Raw genomic sequence first — 20463 nt, 5'->3', positions numbered from 1 at the left:
GCAAGGCCCGAGCGCCGAGCCCCTTGCACGGCGCGGTCGTTGCTCAGCCTGGCTGCACGCAGCTCAGGTGCCCTCAAGACGAATCAGGAGTAATTATGAAAATCGGAATCATCGGAGCAGGAAATATCGGCGCAACGCTAGCCCGGATATTGGTAGACGCCGGCCATAACGTGAAGCTGGCTAATTCGAAGGGGCCAGAAACCCTCAAGCACATCGTCGACGGTACGGCAATCGCTGCCGTCACGCGAGACGAAGCGGTCAAGGATGTCGAGGTCATCATCCTCTCCGTGCCGTTTGCTCGAAATCCGGAACTTGCGCCGGTGCTTGCCAATGTGCCGGCGGGCGTTATCGTCGTCGACACGTCCAACTACTATCCGGTGCGGGACGGCAGGATCGAAGAGGTAGACGAAGGAAAGCTGGAAACCGTCTGGAGCAGCGAGCAGATCGGAAGGCCTCTGGTGAAAGCCTGGAACGCGCTCCTGTCCTTCACTCTGTCCGACGGCGGATCGAAAGGTGGCTCCGCTTCCAGACTGGCCATACCGATCGGTGGCGATGATATCGCTGCGAAATCCGTGGTATCGGGTCTTGTCAGCGAAACCGGCTTCGATGCCGTCGATGCTGGACCGCTATCGGATTCCTGGCGCTTCCAACCGGGAGCGCCCGCCTATTGCACCGAACTCGATGCAGCAGGCGTGACGAACGCGCTTTTGTCTGCTGACAAGTCTCGCTCTCCTCGCAATCTTGCGCTCATCACGCAGGCATTCATCGAAGGGAGCTTGCCGTACGAACGTGAAGCGATGGTCGCCTTCAATCGCAAGGTATCAAGCTGAAAATAGGCCATCGGGTTTAGAGCCCGATTGTGGCCAGCAGCCCAGCACTTAACCCGCTTGCTGCGTCCTCAAGGGCGTGCATTGATCTAGACGCAGCAGGCCTCAGTGTCAGGTCGAAGAGAGCGGCGCCAACGCCGCTGCCGCGAACGGCTTGGTAGCCGACAGCGGTGGCCTATTAACGTTTCTCAAATTCAAGAAAGAGAGCCTCTATGCATAAAGGCAGTTGTCTCTGTGGCACAGTGAGATACGAAGTTCGCGGCAAACTTGGCGCGGCGATCTATTGCCACTGCTCTCTCTGTCGCAAAGCGACCGCTACCGCATTTGCGACCAATGCACCTGTTGCAGCCATTGACTTCGTCGTTATCAAGGGCGAGTCGGCGCTGAAGGCATTCGATTCTTCGCCAGGCGTTCATCGCATCTTCTGCTCCAACTGCGGTTCGCCGATCATCAGTCGCCGCGATGCGATGCCGGATGTAGTGCGCTTGCGGCTGGGGACGCTCGATACGCCGCTGCCGACACCGCCCACGGCGCACTATTTCGTCGCCTCGAAGGCTGAGTGGGACGAGATACACGACGGCTTGCCACAGTTCGCGGAACGCTAGGGAGGGTCTGCACGAATCCCTTGAACTATCAATGCTCAATCCGGATCTCCAAACCGGGAATTGGCTAGTCGCGTACCGGACAGGCTGAACCGTTTCGAGGACTGTGGGGATAAGCTACGGGGATCTCCTCAGGCACACCAAAAGCCAGCTTTTGAGTTCGCGCGTTATCCAATCCATTGGGGCTTGAACCCTTCTGATGGGTCTTTTGGCGATTGCGTCAGTTGTGATCGAGCTTCTGGGCTCTTCATTTGTGCTCCTGAATAGGCTCGCGCTCAGTTGCCCGCGTAACGCCTGAAACTATCGCCTTGATCGATGCCGTGACAATATTTGAATCCGTACCTACACTGTTGGTGCCGATGCAATCTTGACCAGCTGGGGGTGCGGATAAAAACTTGGACTGGTTTTATGCCGTGAGTCCAAGGCTCTCTCGGTATTCGATGGGACTGAGTGAGCCAAGGGATATCTTGATCCGCTTCTCGTTGTACCAGCGGATGTAGTCGTCGACTGCCTCAATGAACTGCGCAAGGGTGACGCTCTTCCAGTCCCGAGGATAGAACAGTTCGTTCTTCAGCCGACCGAAGAACCCCTCGCAGGCTGCGTTGTCAGGGGAGCATGCCTTGCGAGACATCGAGCGAGTGAGGTTCGCGTCGCTCATTCTTGATAGCCAGCCTGGCCAGAGGTAGTGGCCCCCGCGGTCGGAGTGGACCACCGGTCAGTCGCCGGTTTCTGTCACCCTCTCGGTGGCAGCATCCAGCATTGTGTTGACAAGCTCGGCGTCTGTACTGGTTCCGATGGTCCAGCTCACCACCATGCCATCGAGGCAATCGATGAGGGGCGACAGGTAGGGCTTGAGGCTCGAAAGTGTCTAGCTCAGCCGGGCGATTCACTATTCGCACTTGCTATCAAGCCACGCAGGAACACCATGATCATGCGTCCGGACGGATGCAGGCGATCAGTGGTCCTTTGCAGTGCCAGCCCATGTGAAAGCGCCATGAAAGCAGCGGCCAGTTCATCCGGTGCTGCCGGAGGAGCACGCCCCAGCTTTTCGAACAACCGACCGATCACGCCGCCGATCTCGGACCGGTGTTTGTCCCACACCTTCTGGTACTCCGCAGCGAACGTCGGGCTGCGATTGGCATGCAACTGCAGTTCGATGGAAAGCATGCACCAGTCGGCATCTTGATTGAGCGTGGAAGCCCAGGCGTCCAATTCGGCCAACATCTGATCGGGCTGTTGCGAGTCCTTGCCCATGACCGTGGAAAGCTGCATTGCTTCCGCTTCCATGTGCCGTCGCAGCAACTCCAGCAGGACGTCTTCCTTGCTCGAGAAATTTGAATAAAAAGCGCCTTGGGAGTAGCCCGCCTTGTCCGCAATGTCGCGGATCGACGCGCCCCCATACCCGTTCGACACGAACAATTGCTGCGCAGTGTCGATCAGGCGCTCGCGCGTCTGCGCCCGACTTTCCTCGCGGGTCAGGCGCCTTCTTGCTGTCGTGGGGCTCATGCCATAAACATATCACATGAACTTTGGATATCGACTGCAGGGGCGTGCTTCTGGACACAAGTTGCGCTCCATTTCAGATATCACTTGATATTTCAAAGTGTCAAATGTACATTCAAAGCTCACTTGATCTTTGAATTTCAATCGATATGGAAAAAACCTACACTCCAAGGTCAGCGTTTGTTACTGGCGCCACCGGCCTTCTCGGCAACAACCTTGTGCGCGAGCTGGTTGCACGTGGTGTCTGCGTCAAAGCCCTCGTCCGCTCGAAGGCCAAAGGCCTGCAACAGTTTGCGGGGGTGAAAGGCGTTGAGCTGGTGCTGGGCGACATGGCGGATGTAACCGCGTTCTCCCGGGCACTGTACGGATGCGATGTGGTGTTTCACACCGCCGCTTTCTTTCGAGACAACTTCAAGGGAGGCAGTCACTGGGATGAACTCAAACGCATCAATGTGGACGGCACGCAGCAGCTCATCGAGCAGGCCTATGCCGCGGGTATCCGGAGCTTCGTTCAGACCTCATCCATCGCGGTACTGAATGGCGAACCGGGGATGCCCATCGACGAGACCTGTCTGCGTGACCTGGCAGATGCCGAGGACGACTACTACCGCAGCAAGATACTGGCCGATCAAGTCGTGTCTGCCTTTCTTTCTGCGCACCCGGACATGCACGCGAGCTTTGTCTTGCCAGGGTGGATGTGGGGGCCCGCCGATATCGGCCCCACCTCGTCAGGGCAATTTGTCAACGATGTGGTGCTTGGAAAATTGCCTGGATTGCTGCCGGGGAGTTTTTCCGTTGTCGATGCCCGCGATGTAGCGGGCGCTCAGATTGCGGCTGCGGAGCGAGGGCAACGTGGCGAACGCTATTTGGCTGCTGGACGCCACATGACGATGCAGGAATTGGTGCCTTTGATGGGGAAGATCGCAGGCATCAAGACGCCGACACGCAACTTGCCCTTCCCGCTCCTGTATCTCCTTGCGACGGTGCAGGAACTCTACGCGAGGATCAGCGGAAAACCCATCTTGCTCAGCCTGGCGACGGTGAGGCTGATGCGCAAGGAGGCTGGGCGCAGTCATTTCAACCACACGAAGAGCGAGCAGAACCTTCAACTGAAATTTCGCCCGATCGAGCAAACCGTTGCCGATACGGTCGCTTGGTATCGCAGCAATGGCTGGCTGCCCAGTGTGTCGCCCCAATAGCGCCCCGTAGATCACTTCATTGCCCGAGTGACGGACGTGAGCCGCCAAACCCATCAAAGGAAAAACCGTGACTAACAAATTGATCTTGAAACTTTTGACGGCCCTTGGCGCCGTCCTTCTTGCTGTGGCAGCGCCGAGCGAATCCGCAGCGCAGGGCATCTCCCCGGTCAGGACAGCGGACAGCATGGCCGATTTCTGCAGGAAAGGACAGGCCGAGTACCCAGGAGGAATCGCTCGCATGCATCCCTCGTTCAAGTTCAACATCTGTTGGTGGCTTGAGGATGCCGGCATCAAAGCAAGCACATTCGATGAAGTCGTCGGAGCGCTGCCGGAGCATGCGGGACCGTTGCAGTCGGCCTGGCAAGCCACTTTCAGCAAGCCCGCCCAGGTGCACCTGGAGCAAGCGCACGTGGCCGAGGTGCGGGGCGACCGTGAGACCGCATCGGCCGAATACAAGAAGGCCGCTTTCTATCTGCGGATGAACCGACTGCCCAAGCAGGTCCCCATTGCGGACATACAGGCGACCGAAAAAGCCCATGCGGTTCTGGGAAAACCACTCCAACGGATCAAATTCAGGGCAGGTGAAAAAGAATTCGTTGGCTATTTTCGAGCACCGCCCGCACGGAACAGCAGCAATGAGAAGCCACCGGTACTGGTCATTCTCGGTGGTCTCGACAACCTGAAGACGGAGATGATCCGGCACAGCGACTACTTCGTGGGTCGTGGGTTCGCAACCCTCGTTGTGGAAAATCCAGACACCGGGGAAAACCAGTTGGGATTCCGTCCAGAGTCCTCTGCGATGCTCGACACCGTTGCGGACTACATCCAGACCCGCAGCGACCTGGACGCGAGCCGGGTGGCGATTTACGGTTGGAGCATGGGGGGTTATTTGGGAACGCTTGGTGGATTGAGGAACGACTTTTACAAAGCGATTGTCAACATAGGCGGCCCCAGCGATTCGAGCTTCGGACAAGCGCATTGCAAGACAGCGCCTGCATGGATCGTCGCGCCCTACACCGTATTTGCCAATATGAATCCGCAGACGACGCCTCGCCAGGCAATGTGCGAGTACTACGAAGCATTCCAACTCTCACGCCAACTGAAGATGCCAACCGCAGTTCAGTTGCGCAAACCGATTCTCATGGTGAACGGTGCCCGCGAAGATCTCGTCTCCAAAGACGAACCTGCATCGCTGACCGCTCTTGGCTTCAATGTGACGCAACTGGTCTTTGGGGAAGATGGCCATACGGCGGAGTCGAACATGCAGGAGCACTTCGAGTTCACCGCGAACTGGCTCATGCGGCAGTTGAAAATCGCCAACGGACCTGACCTCTGACAACGAATCGGCTCACCTTACCCCCTTGTAACAAATTTTCCACATGCGTAACGTTGATCGTGCGGCAGGGGGCGTCTAACGACCGGTGTTGGCGGTTGCTGCCGTTCAGACGCTGGACCGTGAATGACTTAGATCAGTCTGAAGCCCTCCACGCTGGAAGTCTGTCCTGCAGCGGTTGCGGCCTGTGATGTCAGCCCCTTGAGTTCACGGTCTGGGCGACACAGCGGTCATTCATGCGCAGACACGGCGGCGCACCTTGAGATGGCCACGGGCGTTCAACATCAGGCTTCCGATCATGTAGTAGTTGCATTGAGTTGGGGGAGGCCCTGCCGCACACCGACGAACTGCTGACCATAGAGGCGAGCCCGGAGCACGCCAGCAAAGGCTGAACAAGGCGTTTATTTCTGGGCCTCAGCAGGGCGCGCGCGCGGGGCTGCACTTGCCTCTCGCAGTAGGTCCTTTTCTGTGAATGTGCCATTCTCCATTCGGCTTGGCTCTTGGAGAAAGTTGTTGAGTTCGAGAAACGCACGACCGAAATCGTTGAGCTCGAGAATCAGGCGATAGCTAACCACTTCGCCGCACCGCTCAATGCCAACGAGTCCCTGCGGCAGCGGCCTCTTTCCAAACCACTCTGAGAAGCTCTCCCCGTAGTGCACAGCCCCGGTCTCGAAGTCTGTAGCCACATAGCACTCAGCTGCCCAGGCACCCTCTAGCGACTCCTCGTAGGCTTCCATGTCACTTTCGTACTTTGCCCAGGGGATGTAGTGCTCAAGCAGGTCATCAATGGTTCGACCTGCTGCATAGGTGAGAGGCCACTTTTGGACTTCGCCTCCGCCACTCATCGTGACTTGGTACCGGGAGAGTGACTTGTTGACCCAGTCGTCGAATTCCATGACGACCTGCTTGCCCTCATCGAGCAGTGTAAGCGTCCGGCCAATACATCTTGACCGAAAGCAGTCGCACGCGGCTAGACTTCTGCCATCGGCCAAGCGGCGGTTCAGCATGAGGCACAGCGATGAAAGCCATGTCGAGGCAAACGGTGGGCGTCATCGTTTTTGTTTTGAGGGGATCAGAAAGGGACCGAGAGCTACTGTTCCTGCGTCGTTCAGGTGGCGCCTACGCCGGGCAATGGTGGCCAGTTGGTGGAACCTGCAAATTCGGCGAGGTTCCGCTTCAGACAGCGTTGAGAGAGGTTCTGGAAGAAACGGGACTATCACCGACGGCGATCTATAGTTTTGGCGAGGATATCCCGCACATCGATGGATATTCACGCATTGAGGCCTTCGTCGCCTTTGTGGCCCCCCCGATTTCCATCGTGCTCAACCACGAGCATTCCGAGTTCAAATGGCTATCTGCAGATGAGGCTTCAACGATGGTAGCGGATCCGGCACCTATCCAAAGGCTTAGTGACCGGTTCATGCGAACGGAGCCAGAAGCATCAGCGCTTTTCCTTCGGGCATAGCACGTTTCAAAAAATTGCGAGTCAAACGTGTGCGTCCACGGTCCCAAATGACCCCAAGATCATAGACTGCTTGCAGTCATCGCTCGCCAAGCCGTTGACGCACTCATTGGGAGTGAGCGACCAGTCGGCCGACCTTGCAGGCGATCGGGGGCTATGGGCGGGCCGCCAACGATGTGGCAGTGGGTCCTCTTTGCGGCTGTTAAGCTGCGTCGGAAGCAGGTGCAGAGCAGCGCGCAGGTGGGTCCAAGGCTCACCGCAGCGGCGCACACATCCACGCTGCACACTCGCTGGCGGTGGTGGCCGATTAGGTGTATGGGTGTGACTGCTGGCGGTGGCCCCCGGGCGACGATCAGATGGCGTCGGGTTGCCAGCGATGCGGCAGCAAGTCCTCGATCTGGCTGGCCTTGTGCATCGGCAGCCGTGTGAGGACATCTTTGAGGTAGACGTATGGATCGTGCCCGTTCATGCGCGCTGACTGGATCAGGCTCATGACAGCTGCAGCCCGCTGGCCGGCGCGCAGACTGCCGGCAAACAGCCAGTTGTTGCGACCAATGGCGATCGGGCGGATCTGGTTCTCGATCCAGTTGTTGTCCACCGGTAACTGTCCATCATCGACGAATCGGGTCAACGCCTCCCAGCGCCGCAGGCTGTAGTCCAGTGCCTTGGCGGTGGCCGATCCATCCGGCACTTTCTGGCGCTGCAGCCTCATCCATTCGTGCAAGACGTCGAGCACCGGCTGGGTCTGCCTGCGCCGAATGTCTTGGCGCTGCGTGGCATCAATATCCCTCACCTCACGCTCGATGTCATAGACCCGGGCGAACTGCTGCAGCGCGAACCCGGCGATCTGACTCTTGTTAGCCGCGTGCAGATCAAAGAACTTGCGGCGCGCATGCGCCAGGCAGCCCACCTCCGTCACCCCGCTCGCAATCAGTGCCTTGTAGCCGCTGAAGTCGTCACAGGTCAGGCTGCCTCTCCACTTCCCAAGAAATGCCCGAGCGTGCTCGCCGGCACGCGACTCACAGAAGTCGTAGACCACGGCTTTCATGCTCTCGAACGCCCCAGGCGCGTAGGCCCACAGGTAGGCGCGGTGCGTTTTGCCATCACCCGGCTTGAGCATCGCCACCGGCGTCTCATCCGCGTGAAGCACGCGGTGTTGCAGGATCTCAGCCTTGAGGGCATCCACCAGAGGCTGTAGCCGCACCCCGCATGTGCCCACCCACTGCGCTAAGGTCGAGCGCGGGATGGCTAGGCCGGCACGCCCGAAGATCGTTTCCTGGCGGTACAACGGCAGGTGATCGGCGTACTTGCCCACCAGCACCTGGGCCAGCAGGCCGGCGGTGGGGATGCCTTTGTCGATGACGTGAGCATCCACCGGCGCCTGGGTGATGGTTTCGCACTGGGTGCAGGCCCACTTGCCGCGGATGTGGCGCTCTACGCTGAAGACCCCTGGTACGTAGTCCAGCTTCTCGGCCACGTCCTCGCCGATGCGTTTTAGCGGGCAACCACACCCCGGCGTACGGCAGGTGGTGAACTCGGGTTCGTGATGGATATCGCGGCGTGGCAGATGCGCCGGCAGGGGGAGCCGCTTGGGCTGCTTCTTCTCCTGCAGGTTCGGGGTACCTGGCTCCTGCTGCAGGGCGTCGATCTCGGTGGCAAAAGACGCCAGGTCGGCCTCGATCTCGTCTTCGAGCAGGCTTTTCTGCTCGGGGTTGAAGCGCTCAGACTGTGCGGCGAACTTCATGCGCTTGAGCAGCGAGTTCTCGTGGGTGAGCTTCTCCAGCAAGGCGCCCTGGTGACGAAGCTGGGTCATCAGGCGTGCAGCCATCTCGCGCAGTTGATCGGCGCTCAGATGCTCCAGAGATTGCAACGCCACCACCATGGCCGTCACTGTGCCAGCACCAACACGCGTGCACCATTGACGCATGCACCAATTGGCAAGTACCGATCACTGCCGGAGAGTCAGACCACGGTGATGACACCGCCGTCGGCCAGGCGTTGCCAAGGTAGGCCCATGACCAGCGCATCGAGCTGCTGGCGCTGCAGCGTCAGGTTGGAACTACCGGCCAAGGGCCAGATGAACTTGCCCTGGTGCAGTCGGCGTGCGGCCAGCCAGATACCGATGCCGTCGTGCACCAGGATCTTGATGCGGTTGGCGCGTTTGTTGGCGAACAGGTAGGCATGGTGGGGATAGGCAGCGCCGAAGACGGCAATGACTCGGGAGAGAGCCGTATCCGTGCCGGCGCGCATGTCCAGCGGGGTGGTGGCCAGCCAGGCTGCGTCGATCCGGATCACCGAAGCCAATCCCGCAACCAGTCCGCGCAGGACGACGACGCCTCGACGGGCCAGCTTACCGTGATCACGCCAGTGCTGCGTCGGATCTCGATGCGGATATCCGCCGAGGAGCTCCCCGCTACGCCAACAGGCGCGGCGTCCTCTACCTCAGGCGAGGGAAGGTTCACCGGGATGAACGGATTGATGGGTTTGGGTGCCGCCGCCGGGTGCTCGCGTAGCCAGCGATGAACGATGTTGGCGTTGATGCCGTGGGCCAGGGCCACAGCCGCAATCGATGCGCCATCCGCTCGGCATTGCGCCACGACGTGCGCCTTGAGTTCTGGACCGTAGAAGCGCCGCTTGGGGTTTGGGGCGATCGCCTCGCTCGCCATGGTGTGCATGATCTCCATCGTGCACACGATGCCTGCTCGAACAGGCTATCTCAAGATGGGTTTGCCGGACGCATACCGAGCAGTTGCATCCACGGCAGGTCCAGCCGCAGCCGGTTCAAGCGCTGGATATAAGGCTCTGGCTGCACCATTTCGGCGAACTCTCGTGGAAAGACGTCTTTCTCCAGCAGCTGCGACTTGGGAACAGGAAGCTTCCACCCCTTGCCGGTGCTGCTCAGCTTTTCTTTTGTGACCTGCTGCCAGTACATCTGTTCCGTCTCCGGATTGAAGAACAGGACCAGGACGGGCATCGTATGGCCCAACCAATAGTGGACGTGCTTCGGTTCTGGACGAAACACGAATCCGCCGTTGTCTGGAAGCGGCTCCTCAAAGAAGCTCTTACCAGACTTGATTTGAAGCGCCAGCAGTTTGCCTGTCGGGTAAGGGTCTACCTCGTCGAAAATCTCAACGTGTGCATCTATCCCGAAGTCTTGTGTGAACTGTTCGCGGAAGAGCCACCCGTAGTTGGTGAAGATGGTCGAAGCGTAATTCACGCCCATGCGCTCTGTCTTATGAGTGCTCATTTTCCAACTCTCGATGCTCTGTGATTATTGGGGAAGCCTACTGCGCCGTTCAGGCGGCAGGTTGCTTTCCTTGGGTTCAGTCCAAACGAACCACAAGGGCTCGACCTGGGACGATCATTTCCTTACCGACGCTGACGCCGTCCACTGGGCGCACGAGCCAACTGCCGCGTCCGCCATAGTTTGTAGGCTCCACAGCCTTCACTTTGTTGCCTGACTTGCGGAACATTTAGATGCGGTTGCGACGGATGCTCATGCTGGTTGATGTCCTTGGCCTTTTGTGCAGTGCACAGCCACGCTTGGATGCGTGCGCTTCACTTGAAAAGCTTTGGATTTACTCGGCGCATCCTGTCTTCTTGTTGATTGCACAAATCCATCACGGTTGTTTGGGCATGCACGGAGAAGTCACGATTGAATTCCCCGTTGGGGCGCAGCAGATCAGTTGCAATGTACCCCGCCGGAAATGATCCCTCGCACACAATAGCTATGTCCTGGCCGGGCTTCGGCTTGAGCTTGGACTTCACGTCTACGGCCCTCCAGTTTGCAGCCGAAACAGACTTCACCGGATTGCTCGCGGCCTTAGGATCGTTGATCTCTACAAGTGCGTGCTTCGTGCTGTAACCTTGCGCCGCAAGAGCGGAGACCATGGTCAATACGGCAAGGGTGAAAGTCGTGCAAAATTTCGACTCGTATTTCATAGTTTTCCGCGATTAATCGTGATCGTTGAGATGGTCAATCGCTGCGGCGACATCGGCACTCATACCGCTTGGAACAAAGCGAGCATGTATCCGACGAACGAATCCCTCCTCCGCTTCTTTTGATACGAGCACCAATTTCAACTCCAAGCCATGCGCAGATACGATCAGCTTTCCATTCGCTGCGCGCTCTGCTTTAAAGCCAGAAAACTCGCATTCGCTTTCAACTGCTTCAATAAGCGCAGCGACATTCGGCGCGTCGCAGGGATCAGCCGCGTCTAACCACTCATCGAAATCAAACGTTGTGTCCATACTTTCCTCCTTGTGATGCTTACCGGGCAACTCGGTGTGCTGTGCCCGCACTGCGAAACCCGGCTCGCCGTGCTTCGCGGTTCAGTCGCTTTCCTGTGTTCCTTCAAGCTTTCGTTTAAGTCACAACTTTAGACACGCTTTGCAATACGGTGCCGTCTTGCGTGAGCAAGTGGACTTCACTTCAGTGCAGCCATCCTTCGGATTACCAAGTTTAAGTTTATGAGTTAGCTGGATATGCAAAAAATCAAACTCGCTGCTTGCAGAAATCATGGGGTTCATCGGTGACGTCGGTTTTTTTCATCATGTTTTTCTTCATGGTTCAGCGCTAGGCCTATTCAGGTCGTTGACCACTCTGCGCGTTACACAGTCCCTTCCCAGCGCTTCATGTCTGCTTTTTGCTTTCTCGCACCAGATGCAAGACCAAGAATCACCGCCAACAAGCCAGCGCGTATCGTCGCCCTTGAAATACATCGTGTGGGCAACGTCGATAGGACAGAGCCTCAGCCGACGTTAACGCTACAGCTTGGCCTTTGCCAAGACCGCGCCTGTGACTCGATCTACCACCCAAGCCTCTTGCATTTTCACGTGTAGGAGGCGCACGGTGTCAATGCGATTGTCGTTCGAGTGCTTTACTGGGAGCACCTGGTGGGCACTCAGGTATCGGGGCGAGAGCGTGCCGATCACAAGGACGTCCAACTTGTTCTCCAGCTGCTCTGCCTTCTCGGGGGGGATCGGAACGACCCGATGATGCGGGGAGCACGGATTGCATCCAAGGCAATAGTTTCGTACTGACCGAGCTTGCGGCCCGGATAGATCGACTGCCAGCTCTCGGCGTTCCCGACCCTCCGACTCGTGATAGCTACGGCTTCTTGCGGTGCCAGCATTGGATGCTCCCTGACCATGTACTCCACTTGGTCTCGTTCGCGTCAGATCATCCATCCCTGAACGCGAGCAATGAACTTACGGCCAGATCGTCGTAGAGAGGCTGCGACCCCAGCAACTTCATTCGCGCATGGTATTGGCCGTCCGACTCAAACTTGCCTTTTTTGATGTCCATGCCTTGAAGTGCGTCCGCGATGCGCTGGGCTTCGTGTCCAAACTGCCCCGTTGTAGCATCGAGGCCGGCCATCCCCAGGGCCACAGCACGTTGCGTTGCCTGCGGTGGATCAACTGTTACGGGTGAGGCCTCTGGAGCGGGTGCCAAGGCAACTGGAGCTTGAGCTTGGATCTCGGGCATGCGATCGCTGCAGGCGGACAAAGCCAGGGTCAGGAAGAGTGTGGGGAGTAATTTCGATCGAAACGCGAATGTCATGGGCATGATAAAGAGTTACAACCAAGATGTGCTTACAGGCCGTCGACCTGACATGTCCATGAGCATTATTCCTTCAATCGGATGGAGCCACTACTGGTGATCGACGAGGAGCGGGTACCCCTAAGTCGATTGTCCCGCCCGGAGGGACTTGACCACCCACCGAAATAAACTGGCGTCTGACAGACGAGACTGTTACCAGATCGCCCAATTCGTTGAAGTGGTTTTTCGTACTCGCTGGCCTGGTTGCGTCAAAAGGCACATCGGTTGAGTCTCCAAACTTACAGTAAGGCAGATTCTTGTTGACCTTAGTGTCCCTAACACCCTTTATGAACATGGCCTTTCGCTGGTCATCCCATTCAATTCCGGCAGGAATATTTCGCCACTCAGGTGGGGCAATCTTGGGTAAGCCTTGCGCGAAGTCACGCTTGTTATTGTCCCAACTTTCCTGGCCACCAACTACCACACCGGAGAATACCGCTCCACTTTTAACCCACCCGACATCACTCTCCTTCATTGCAATCGCTAACAATCTATCGGACTGCTCTTTGGAGCAACTTTGTGTCCAATACAGGTAGTCATGAATGATTGCTGCTCGCGTGTATTTGTCAGCGGGCGATAAGCCAAAGGACCACAACGCCGGCGGAACACTTGCTAGGTCAGTAACGAAACCAGCTGGTACCGTGACAAAAACACCAGTATTTCCAATCTCCCAGCTCATATCATCTGTGAGCAAGAAGACCTTAAAGTTTGCAAATCCCTTGATTGTTGGATTGGGAATTACTGCATGTGGCGGGGGTTGTATTACTACATGTGGCGGGGGTTGTGGGGGTGCTGGGGGTGGTGGAGTACAAGCAACACACAGAAAGACTATTCCCGGTAGAAACACATACTTCCGTGAATCAGAAATAAGCGATGACCAGTTTCTGTTCATGTTGATTAATGGCATACAGCTTTCCTTTCTAGTGTCCAGTGATCGTTACCGGCCACCGGAGCATTTCACTAAGAGCCAGTGCAACAACACCAAGTCTAGTGTTAGGGAATTTACGCCCATCGCCACGCATCCGTCTTGACGTTGCGTCTACAGCGCAGCCAATGCCGCAATACAGGCCCAGAAAAAAGCCGAAGCCCACAAAGCAGGACATTTGCAGTTTTCCTTGAATGCTCACTGCGTGCGTAAAGTCCATGCGTTAGCGATGTTTCGAAGAGCACCCAACACCCGAACTTCGATCTCATTACCTCCTACTGCCGCTGATACCCGCTTTGCCAGCCATTGAGCGCTCGGCGCCGCCGCCCTGATGACCGGCAGAAAATCCCGCCTAACTGCAGCAATTGCTTGGGGGCGCTTGCTCTTGACAGCGAATACCGCGTTTTGGAGAGCCGCTGCAGTTCGCTTTGTGGCCCTAAGAACCTCTTTGGCATGAGGTTTCGCCTCCTCATGATCCAACTCCGGCGCGTTCTTGAATGTCGCGATCATGCCGTTGAGGCTCTGGGATGCCAAGACAAGAGCGGCGATCTCATCCATGGCTGAAAGGGTCTCGGCATCGAAGTGAGAGCGCCCGATGAGGGCAATCGAATCGAAAGAAGCAGACATGTTTTCCACACGGCCCCATAGTCACTTGAGATGCTTGAAGAATCGCTCTTCGAATTGCCGTGCCTTGTTTGAGTCATGCTGCGCCAGATACGCTTTGATTCTCCACACCAAGCGAGGCGGCTCACTCCCCACCCATCCCAAAGTGATCTCATCTTCAACTACTGTGGCAAAGGGCATCCACGCATCAGCAAGACGCTTCACATCGGCTTCACTCGGTTCCATGTTTGTTCCTAGCGTTCTCTGGCGGAGTATTGGTCCGAGTGATATTTGATCGGAGTGACAATAAACACGTACATCCGTTCAAAATACTCGCTGATGTCAATCTTGGCGCCCAGGCGCTGTGCCTCGCCAAGACCCGCATCAAGATGCCTAGCAATCTCATTGATGTCGGGGTGACGTGCATCAGCAAAGATCCGGTACTTGTGCGGCTTATTTCTGTCGGTTTCGATGTCTACCTCTACACCCGTTCCGACGACTTGTACGGCGTATGAAATAACGGTTCTTTTCATTTCTTCCTCTACTGGCTGGCAGCTTCGACACCTGCATCAATCCACTTAACCACCTCCGACAGGCATTCGCAACTTGGACAGTCGCGCACAGTCAGCGTGCCGTACTGCTCCGTCTATGTCGCAGAAGCCGCGACTGTCTCACCACAGTCCGGACAGATCATTTCGCCTTGGGCGGGCGATTCTTTGACTGACATGGTTTCCTCGATTGTTCAGGCAGCAACGTCTTCACCACGGAGATAGGCTTCGTACATCTTGTGCACATCCATTTCGCCATAACGTAGTCCGGCATAGGCCCAGTCTCCCTCAATCAGCTCCTCAAGAACCTCTAGGCAGATAGTGGTTGTGTCGTAACACATGCGTTCAAACTCATCGAAGTCATTTGGAGGTGCAATCAGAAAGAATTCCCGCCTCCTGTTGATCCGGTGATCTGCGAGCCGGTTGTGGGCGATCCGCTCGGCGGTGCGCATGTCGCTTACCCACCAAATCACACTGATATTCATGGGCGTGGCAGTGGCCGTCGTGTGGAGCTGCATCACCCTTTTAAACGGGTTCTTGCTGAGCCCAACTTTTATCTCGTTGTGCAGCCTGTCATGCCGAAAAATGTAGATGAATCCATCCTGTGCAGTTGAAGCGGTCACGACTCTTTCCTCGGGTCTATCGGGCTTCCGTCACTCAACAACGACTTCTTGGCCGGGATGCCGACGCTCGGCCTCAGCCACGGCGGCCTCCTGCGAGGGATAGGTACTCTTGCCAGCGGAGAAACCGAGCGACGAAGAGACTTGGATAACCCACTGACCTGGAGCCAGCTCTTTGACAATGATCTTCATGTTTCTTTCTTCCTAAATTGCGTAAGCGGCTTTATTGTTACCCTCTAGATGTTTAGTGTCAAACATCTTTTTTGGAAGTCTCACCGTAGAGATTCAGAATCTCTGCGTGCATCTCACGAAACGACTTCAGACTGCGCGAGAGCGACTGTATGCTGATACCTGTCGATTTCGCAGCTTCTGCTGGAGGAACGCTGTGGAGAAGAACGAGGCGCGCAGCACTGATCGCTGGCTCCTTTGACCGCAGCCTGCGTGCGAGAAACTCAAACTGGTGTTTGTTCATGGCCCCAGATGATAAACATCCAGCCGTTGAGCTACAAAGCACTCGCGAACATGTCGCACAGGGTCCCCTCATCGAAGTCGACGTATCGCTGCGAACAGTCGATGTCGGTGTGCCCCAGAAGCTGCGCGACGGTTTCCATGTCGCCCGTGTTGACCAGAACCTTGCCAGCGAACGTACGGCGGCCAGAATGGCTTGAGTCGCCCTTGATGCCTGCACGCTTGTACAACTTGGTCACATGGGCTTGAAGGCTGTCACAGGCCCTGTAGTCGCGTCGCTCTCCTGTCTCCAATACCCGCCGCTTCGTGTTCTGCGACATTCCATCCCCCCGGCTGCTGTAGACCAGTGGCTGGTGAGGCAGGAGTCCACGGTATTGGCCAGGCACGGAGGCTCTCGCAATGCCCTTCTCGATGCGGTATTGCAGGTAGGCCTCCAGGGCCTGAATGGCGGGCTTGACACCAGGAATGCGCATCGCTGGCGACACCCCTTTGTGATCCCTTCGCGCATACTGACTTCGGCTCTCAGCTTGCCCGAGGCGTGCATCACATCGGCCACCGTCAGGCGTGAAATCTCGGTGATACCCATGCCGCAGTGGTGGCCTAGCATCAGCACGAAAACGTCCCGCTCAGGGTAACGCGATGTGGCTTGGGTGATTTTGATGAGTCGGGTGAACTGCCCTTGGTGCAGGGTCTTGGCGCGAGTGATTTCTGGCATGCAGTCGCCCAGGCTGCTCGCGGCGAACGACTGCAACCAGCCTGAAGCCGTAACGCCGGAAGTCTGTTCTGCAGCGATTACCACCGGTGGTGTGCGCTCCGTCAATTCACGGTGACGACCGCAGTGCAGTCGTTGAAAGCCCTCGACACATATCGAGCGCGATGACCGGTCGCCGGCAATGGCATATAGAGTCGACGGTGACAGTGGTCATGACGGGCTCAGAGCGTTGTTGTTGAGACATCTTGAGCGTGAGCCCATGTCTCTGCACGCTGGCAACAAAGGGAGGTTAACGCGGCACGCATGCCGGTCAGGTACTGGAAATCGGCGGCGCAATCAACTTGCATCAGCGCGGTCAATCCCGTACGCTGCCTCGACGTCCACACGCAACGCCCGAGCCCATGCGGGCCGCCGGGCCGGCCTTCCGGACGTGCAAAGGAGTCCAGCCATGCCAAGCCGATCGAACGGCCTCGCGGCCGAAATGAAAGCCGTGCGAACGTTGGCGCTCGTGGGCGCCGCGGCCGCCGGCAAGACCTCGCTGGCCGAGGCCTTGCTGTACAAGGCGGGCGCCATCGGCGCGTGTGGCAGCATCGAGCGCGGCAGCACCGTCAGCGACCACGACCCGCTCGAGCGCCGCATGCAGCACTCGCTCAACACATCGGTGATGCACCTCACGCATGGCGGCACGCGTATCCACTTGATCGACACGCCCGGAGGCCCCGACTTCCTCGGCCAGAGCCTGCCGGCGCTGGAGGCGGTCGAAACGGTGGCAGTGGTCATCAATGCCGCCACCGGCATCGAGCCGATGGCGGTGCGCATGATGGAATACGCCGCCTCGCGCCGCCTCGCCCGCATGATCATCGTCAACAAGATCGACGCGCAGGGCGTCTCGCTGGCGGGCCTGCTGGCCGACATCCAGGCGACCTTCGGCCGCGAATGCCTGCCGCTGAACCTGCCCGACGGGGTCGGCAGGCAGGTGATCGACTGCTTCTTCAATCGTTTCGGGCGCTCCGACTTCGGCCCCGTCGAAGCGGCGCACCGCGCGCTGGTGGAACAGGTGGTCGAGGTCGACGCGGCCTTCGTCGATCGCTACCTCGAGGAAGGCGACGTGGATCCGGCCGAGCTGCACGCGCCGCTTGAGCAGGCGCTGCGCGAAGGCCACCTGGTCCCGGTGTGTTTCGCCTCGTCGCGCAGCGGCGCCGGTGTGGCCGAGTTGCTGGACGTGATCGTCAAGCTCCTGCCCGATGCGAACGAAGCCAACCCGCCGAGCTTCATCGTTGGCGAGGGCGCAGAGGCCATGCCCATGAAGGCCAAGCCTGACCCGACGCTGCACGTGCTGGCGCATGTGTTCAAGATCACGATCGACCCTTTCGTCGGCAAGATGGGCATCTTCCGCGTGCACCAGGGCACGGTCACGCGTGACAGCCAGCTCTACATCGGCGACGGCCGCAAGCCCTTCAAGGTGGGGCACCTGTTCATGCTCCAGGGCAAGGACCATGTCGAGGTGTCGCACGCGGCGCCGGGCGACATCGTGGCGGTGGCCAAGGTTGAGGAGATCCATTTCGATGCCGTGTTGCACGATGCGGCGCAAGACAGCCATGTGCATCTTGCACCGCTGCCGTTCCCGGTGCCGGTGTACGGCCTGGCCGTGGAGCCCAAGCGGCATGGCGACGAGCAGCGCGCCTGGGAAATCCTCGGCAAGCTCGCGGCCGAGGACCCGTGCCTGCGCATCGAGCATGTGGCCGCGACCAACGAGACGGTGCTCTACGGGCTGGGCGAGCTGCACCTGCGCATCGTGCTCGAACGCCTGCGCGAGGTTTACCGCTTCGAGGTCCAGACGCGGCCACCGCGCATCGCCTACCGCGAGACCGTGACCGCGCCGGCCGAGGGCCACTACCGCCACAAGAAGCAGAGCGGCGGTGCCGGCCAGTTCGCCGAAGTCTTCCTGCGCATTGAGCCGCTCGCGCGCGGCGCGGGCTTCGAGTTCGCCGACGAAGTCAGGGGCGGCACGATCCCGGGCCAGTTCATCCCTGCCGTCGAGAAAGGCGTGCGCGAGGTTTTGGCGTGCGGCGCGATCGCCGGCTACCCAGTGGTCGATGTGCGCGTCGTGGTGTACGACGGCAAGCACCACAGCGTGGACAGCAAGGACATCGCCTTCGCGACCGCCGGCCGCAAGGCCTTCATGGCGGCGATTCGCGAGGCCCGGCCGGCTGTGCTCGAGCCGATTGTCCAGATCGAGATCTCCGTGCCCGAGCATTCCGTGGGCGACGTCACGAGCGACCTGTCGTTGCGGCGCGGCCTGGTCACCGGCACATCGGGGCTGGGAGCCGGCACTGTGGCCATCGGCGGTCGGGTGCCAGAGGCCGAGCTGGCCGACTACCAGTCGCGGCTCAATGCAATGACCAGCGGCCAGGGGCGCTACACCATCGCGTTGTCGCACTACGAGGCCGTGCCGCCGGCCGTCCAACAGACGCTGATGGGGCAGTACCGGGTCCGCGAAGACGACTAGGAAAAGCGCAGCGCCAATGCTCAGCTTGTACGCGCGCGGCCGAGCAATCGACTTGGGCATACCGTGAGGTCAAAATGCTCCCTCGCCCGGCGATTGCGATCACCCTAATTCTTGTGGTAAATGTCCGATACACAGCGATTGGAGACTTTGGCAGTCAGCTTCCTATTTGCAGTTTTGTCGCTAAAAGCCGTCCTTGCAAGACACCGATGCATTGATCTTCCGATCCGTCCAGCTCCACAGCGAGCGGTGCAACCGCCACAGACCGATGACATGCATACCTGGACGCACCATGTTCGGAGAGCGGTGTGTCTATCCATGATGGCCAACGCTCATGCGCACCGACAGGGACTGATTCCTGTGCCGACGCGGCACTAGGCAAACATCACACCGCTCCCCTCAACTCTTTGGTTTACGACCGCTTGAAACCGGGCGAACCGTAGGTGTGCTGCCACCATGCTCAGTCCACCATTCGGTGAGGGCCTGCATAGTAGGGCCAAGCGCCCGCGCTTTTGACGTGATCTCGTATTCGACGCGCGGCGGCACCTCTGCAAACACAGTCCGCGATACCAATCCATCCGCCTCCAACTCGCGCAACTGCGCCGTCAGCATGTGCTGCGTGATTCCGGGTATTGCCTTGCGCAACTCGCCAAAGCGGTAGAGCCGCTGGTTGAGCAACCACATGATTTCCAGCTTCCATTTGCCTGAAAGCAGGGCGAATGCACGGCGCATTTCCTCGTGCATGTTGAGCGCAGTGTTCCCATTAGTCTGATTTTTCATACTAAGCACCATTTTTTCATCCTACTTGTCAATATTTATCTTAAACGACATCCTTGCTGCATGTTGAACTAAACTGCTGACTAGCAGAACACCATGGCCACTGTCTACCTCTACTGGATCAGCACCGCGCTGCTGTCTCTGCTCTATTTCGCTTCAGCCGCGATGTACATCGCCAAAGGCGACTTTGTACGCAAGGCGCAGGCGGAGCTGGGCTATACAGCCCCGCTCTTAGTGCCTTTCATGATTGTTATCAAGCTGTTCGGGCCTATCGCAGTGCTGTGGCACTTCAACGTGGCGCTCAGCGATCTGGCCTACGTTGGCATCCTCTATCACCTGGTCTTGTCAGGCCTCGCGCATCTGGGCGTCCGCAAGCCCAAGGGCGCCATTCCAGCGGCTGTGGGACTCATCTTGTTGGTGCCGATGCAATCTTGACCAGCTAAACCGCAAAGTGCCAATCCAATATTGACCAGGGTGTTCCACTGACCTGCTGAGAATTTCAGCAGGGGATTCAAGGTGATCACCATGGACATGATTGGCAAGGTCAGGCGCATGAGGCTGCGCGACCAACTCTCCCTCAGCGAGATCGCAAAGCGCACGGGCCTGTCGCGCAACACGGTCAAGAAGTGGCTCAAGGCGCCCGGCGATGTTGCCCCGAAGTACGAGCGGGTGAAGCTCGATGGCAAGCTAACTGCGTTCGAGCCGATCCTGCATCAAGCGCTCACAACCGACAGCCATCGCCCCAAGCATGGACGGCGCAGCGGCCGTGCCTTGTT

25 protein-coding genes and 1 pseudogene are annotated in these 20463 nt (G+C 58.2%); 8 read left to right on the top strand and 18 right to left on the bottom strand.

What is annotated here, in order from left to right:
* Nucleotides 1-95: 95 nt before the first annotated feature.
* The gene (locus ARADN35_RS0104955; protein ID WP_010459669.1) at nt 96-830 is read left to right on the top strand and encodes an NADPH-dependent F420 reductase; all 735 of its coding nucleotides are present in this window, start codon (nt 96-98) and stop codon (nt 828-830) included.
* A 209-nt stretch (nt 831-1039) separates the two neighbouring features.
* Nucleotides 1040-1432 (top strand): GFA family protein, encoded by a 393-nt coding sequence (locus ARADN35_RS27205; RefSeq protein WP_010459666.1) that lies wholly within the window; start codon nt 1040-1042, stop codon nt 1430-1432.
* Nucleotides 1433-1835: 403 nt separating this feature from the next.
* Here the strand turns inward: ARADN35_RS27205 and ARADN35_RS25920 are convergent.
* Both ARADN35_RS25920 and ARADN35_RS0104945 read right to left on the bottom strand, forming a co-directional pair.
* Nucleotides 1836-2282: pseudogene (locus ARADN35_RS25920) on the bottom strand (IS3 family transposase); the annotation flags it as partial.
* A 20-nt stretch (nt 2283-2302) separates the two neighbouring features.
* Nucleotides 2303-2935: a TetR/AcrR family transcriptional regulator gene (locus ARADN35_RS0104945; protein WP_010459662.1), complete on the bottom strand. Its 633-nt coding sequence runs from the start codon at nt 2933-2935 to the stop codon at nt 2303-2305.
* A gap of 146 nt (nt 2936-3081) precedes the next feature.
* On the opposite strand from ARADN35_RS0104945, the gene ARADN35_RS0104940 reads away from it, so the two are divergent.
* Complete coding sequence (locus ARADN35_RS0104940; RefSeq protein WP_010459661.1) at nt 3082-4131, top strand: SDR family oxidoreductase; 1050 nt, start codon at nt 3082-3084, stop codon at nt 4129-4131.
* 67 nt (nt 4132-4198) lie between these two features.
* Complete coding sequence (locus tag ARADN35_RS0104935) at nt 4199-5467, top strand: alpha/beta hydrolase family protein (RefSeq protein WP_029413333.1); 1269 nt, start codon at nt 4199-4201, stop codon at nt 5465-5467.
* A gap of 398 nt (nt 5468-5865) precedes the next feature.
* On the opposite strand, the gene ARADN35_RS0104930 is transcribed toward ARADN35_RS0104935, so the two are convergent.
* Nucleotides 5866-6360, bottom strand: coding sequence for a hypothetical protein (locus ARADN35_RS0104930; protein ID WP_010459657.1), 495 nt, complete (start codon nt 6358-6360; stop codon nt 5866-5868).
* A 122-nt stretch (nt 6361-6482) separates the two neighbouring features.
* On the opposite strand from ARADN35_RS0104930, the gene ARADN35_RS27200 reads away from it, so the two are divergent.
* Nucleotides 6483-6929, top strand: a complete 447-nt coding sequence (locus ARADN35_RS27200) for an NUDIX domain-containing protein (protein WP_010459655.1) — start codon at nt 6483-6485, stop codon at nt 6927-6929.
* A 349-nt stretch (nt 6930-7278) separates the two neighbouring features.
* On the opposite strand, the gene tnpC is transcribed toward ARADN35_RS27200, so the two are convergent.
* From tnpC to ARADN35_RS28470, 14 genes are all read right to left on the bottom strand, one after another.
* On the bottom strand, nt 7279-8808 hold the full coding sequence (gene tnpC / locus ARADN35_RS0104925; protein ID WP_010459654.1) for an IS66 family transposase: 1530 nt from the start codon (nt 8806-8808) through the stop codon (nt 7279-7281).
* An 80-nt stretch (nt 8809-8888) separates the two neighbouring features.
* Nucleotides 8889-9221: an IS66 family insertion sequence element accessory protein TnpB gene (gene tnpB / locus ARADN35_RS0104920; RefSeq protein ID WP_010459652.1), complete on the bottom strand. Its 333-nt coding sequence runs from the start codon at nt 9219-9221 to the stop codon at nt 8889-8891.
* Nucleotides 9218-9610 carry an IS66-like element accessory protein TnpA gene (gene tnpA / locus ARADN35_RS0104915; protein ID WP_010459650.1) on the bottom strand — a complete coding sequence of 131 codons (393 nt, stop codon included), beginning with the start codon at nt 9608-9610 and terminating at the stop codon, nt 9218-9220. Before tnpA ends, tnpB begins: the two co-directional genes overlap by 4 nt.
* A gap of 32 nt (nt 9611-9642) precedes the next feature.
* On the bottom strand, nt 9643-10149 hold the full coding sequence (locus ARADN35_RS25915; protein WP_010459648.1) for a DUF4365 domain-containing protein: 507 nt from the start codon (nt 10147-10149) through the stop codon (nt 9643-9645).
* A gap of 335 nt (nt 10150-10484) precedes the next feature.
* A complete protein-coding gene (locus tag ARADN35_RS0104905; protein WP_010459646.1) occupies nt 10485-10868 on the bottom strand; it encodes a hypothetical protein in 384 nt (127 codons plus the stop codon).
* Between the two features lie 12 nt (nt 10869-10880).
* Nucleotides 10881-11177 carry a hypothetical protein gene (locus tag ARADN35_RS27810; RefSeq protein ID WP_010459644.1) on the bottom strand — a complete coding sequence of 99 codons (297 nt, stop codon included), beginning with the start codon at nt 11175-11177 and terminating at the stop codon, nt 10881-10883.
* 931 nt (nt 11178-12108) lie between these two features.
* Nucleotides 12109-12414 carry a hypothetical protein gene (locus tag ARADN35_RS25910; RefSeq protein WP_139019167.1) on the bottom strand — a complete coding sequence of 102 codons (306 nt, stop codon included), beginning with the start codon at nt 12412-12414 and terminating at the stop codon, nt 12109-12111.
* 148 nt (nt 12415-12562) lie between these two features.
* The gene (locus ARADN35_RS27195; RefSeq protein ID WP_081474569.1) at nt 12563-13435 is read right to left on the bottom strand and encodes a DUF1353 domain-containing protein; all 873 of its coding nucleotides are present in this window, start codon (nt 13433-13435) and stop codon (nt 12563-12565) included.
* A gap of 216 nt (nt 13436-13651) precedes the next feature.
* On the bottom strand, nt 13652-14080 hold the full coding sequence (locus tag ARADN35_RS0104895) for a hypothetical protein (protein ID WP_010459638.1): 429 nt from the start codon (nt 14078-14080) through the stop codon (nt 13652-13654).
* Between the two features lie 21 nt (nt 14081-14101).
* Complete coding sequence (locus tag ARADN35_RS27805) at nt 14102-14302, bottom strand: hypothetical protein (RefSeq protein ID WP_139019166.1); 201 nt, start codon at nt 14300-14302, stop codon at nt 14102-14104.
* Between the two features lie 8 nt (nt 14303-14310).
* Entirely contained in the window at nt 14311-14589 is a 279-nt protein-coding gene (locus tag ARADN35_RS0104890) for a hypothetical protein (RefSeq protein WP_010459636.1), read from the bottom strand.
* A 209-nt stretch (nt 14590-14798) separates the two neighbouring features.
* The gene (locus ARADN35_RS26895; RefSeq protein WP_010459635.1) at nt 14799-15227 is read right to left on the bottom strand and encodes a GIY-YIG nuclease family protein; all 429 of its coding nucleotides are present in this window, start codon (nt 15225-15227) and stop codon (nt 14799-14801) included.
* 30 nt (nt 15228-15257) lie between these two features.
* Nucleotides 15258-15416 carry a hypothetical protein gene (locus tag ARADN35_RS28180; RefSeq protein ID WP_010459634.1) on the bottom strand — a complete coding sequence of 53 codons (159 nt, stop codon included), beginning with the start codon at nt 15414-15416 and terminating at the stop codon, nt 15258-15260.
* 311 nt (nt 15417-15727) lie between these two features.
* Complete coding sequence (locus ARADN35_RS28470) at nt 15728-16165, bottom strand: tyrosine-type recombinase/integrase (RefSeq protein ID WP_010459633.1); 438 nt, start codon at nt 16163-16165, stop codon at nt 15728-15730.
* Nucleotides 16166-16852: 687 nt separating this feature from the next.
* Here ARADN35_RS28470 and fusA point away from each other — a divergent pair.
* Nucleotides 16853-18913, top strand: coding sequence for an elongation factor G (fusA, locus tag ARADN35_RS0104870; RefSeq protein WP_010459631.1), 2061 nt, complete (start codon nt 16853-16855; stop codon nt 18911-18913).
* Between the two features lie 396 nt (nt 18914-19309).
* On the opposite strand, the gene ARADN35_RS0104865 is transcribed toward fusA, so the two are convergent.
* On the bottom strand, nt 19310-19690 hold the full coding sequence (locus ARADN35_RS0104865) for a winged helix-turn-helix transcriptional regulator (protein ID WP_208856814.1): 381 nt from the start codon (nt 19688-19690) through the stop codon (nt 19310-19312).
* A gap of 93 nt (nt 19691-19783) precedes the next feature.
* Between ARADN35_RS0104865 and ARADN35_RS0104860 the strand changes: the two genes are divergently transcribed.
* Both ARADN35_RS0104860 and ARADN35_RS0104855 read left to right on the top strand, forming a co-directional pair.
* Entirely contained in the window at nt 19784-20122 is a 339-nt protein-coding gene (locus ARADN35_RS0104860; RefSeq protein WP_010459627.1) for a DoxX family protein, read from the top strand.
* A gap of 90 nt (nt 20123-20212) precedes the next feature.
* Nucleotides 20213-20463 (top strand): helix-turn-helix domain-containing protein (locus ARADN35_RS0104855; protein WP_139019164.1); only part of this gene is annotated, 251 nt, incomplete at its 3' end.

The sequence above is a fragment of the Acidovorax radicis N35 genome (assembly GCF_000204195.1).
In the GTDB taxonomy this organism is placed as follows: domain Bacteria; phylum Pseudomonadota; class Gammaproteobacteria; order Burkholderiales; family Burkholderiaceae_C; genus Acidovorax; species Acidovorax radicis.
This window is presented reverse-complemented; position numbering and strand designations above follow the sequence as displayed.

Bases quoted from the DNA above. Each gene is read 5' to 3' on its own strand.
- ARADN35_RS0104955 (WP_010459669.1), top strand. From the start codon at position 96: ATGAAAATCGGAATCATCGGAGCAGGAAATATCGGCGCAACGCTAGCC.
- ARADN35_RS27205 (WP_010459666.1), top strand. From the start codon at position 1,040: ATGCATAAAGGCAGTTGTCTCTGTGGCACAGTGAGATACGAAGTTCGC.
- ARADN35_RS0104945 (WP_010459662.1), bottom strand. From the start codon at position 2,935: ATGAGCCCCACGACAGCAAGAAGGCGCCTGACCCGCGAGGAAAGTCGG.
- ARADN35_RS0104940 (WP_010459661.1), top strand. From the start codon at position 3,082: ATGGAAAAAACCTACACTCCAAGGTCAGCGTTTGTTACTGGCGCCACC.
- ARADN35_RS0104930 (WP_010459657.1), bottom strand. From the start codon at position 6,360: ATGGAATTCGACGACTGGGTCAACAAGTCACTCTCCCGGTACCAAGTC.
- ARADN35_RS27200 (WP_010459655.1), top strand. From the start codon at position 6,483: ATGAAAGCCATGTCGAGGCAAACGGTGGGCGTCATCGTTTTTGTTTTG.
- tnpC (WP_010459654.1), bottom strand. From the start codon at position 8,808: ATGGTGGTGGCGTTGCAATCTCTGGAGCATCTGAGCGCCGATCAACTG.
- tnpA (WP_010459650.1), bottom strand. From the start codon at position 9,610: ATGGAGATCATGCACACCATGGCGAGCGAGGCGATCGCCCCAAACCCC.
- ARADN35_RS25915 (WP_010459648.1), bottom strand. From the start codon at position 10,149: ATGGGCGTGAATTACGCTTCGACCATCTTCACCAACTACGGGTGGCTC.
- ARADN35_RS0104905 (WP_010459646.1), bottom strand. From the start codon at position 10,868: ATGAAATACGAGTCGAAATTTTGCACGACTTTCACCCTTGCCGTATTG.
- ARADN35_RS27810 (WP_010459644.1), bottom strand. From the start codon at position 11,177: ATGGACACAACGTTTGATTTCGATGAGTGGTTAGACGCGGCTGATCCC.
- ARADN35_RS25910 (WP_139019167.1), bottom strand. From the start codon at position 12,414: ATGCCCGAGATCCAAGCTCAAGCTCCAGTTGCCTTGGCACCCGCTCCA.
- ARADN35_RS27195 (WP_081474569.1), bottom strand. From the start codon at position 13,435: ATGCCATTAATCAACATGAACAGAAACTGGTCATCGCTTATTTCTGAT.
- ARADN35_RS0104895 (WP_010459638.1), bottom strand. From the start codon at position 14,080: ATGTCTGCTTCTTTCGATTCGATTGCCCTCATCGGGCGCTCTCACTTC.
- ARADN35_RS27805 (WP_139019166.1), bottom strand. From the start codon at position 14,302: ATGGAACCGAGTGAAGCCGATGTGAAGCGTCTTGCTGATGCGTGGATG.
- ARADN35_RS0104890 (WP_010459636.1), bottom strand. From the start codon at position 14,589: ATGAAAAGAACCGTTATTTCATACGCCGTACAAGTCGTCGGAACGGGT.
- ARADN35_RS28180 (WP_010459634.1), bottom strand. From the start codon at position 15,416: ATGAAGATCATTGTCAAAGAGCTGGCTCCAGGTCAGTGGGTTATCCAA.
- ARADN35_RS28470 (WP_010459633.1), bottom strand. From the start codon at position 16,165: ATGCGCATTCCTGGTGTCAAGCCCGCCATTCAGGCCCTGGAGGCCTAC.
- fusA (WP_010459631.1), top strand. From the start codon at position 16,853: ATGCCAAGCCGATCGAACGGCCTCGCGGCCGAAATGAAAGCCGTGCGA.
- ARADN35_RS0104865 (WP_208856814.1), bottom strand. From the start codon at position 19,690: ATGAAAAATCAGACTAATGGGAACACTGCGCTCAACATGCACGAGGAA.
- ARADN35_RS0104860 (WP_010459627.1), top strand. From the start codon at position 19,784: ATGGCCACTGTCTACCTCTACTGGATCAGCACCGCGCTGCTGTCTCTG.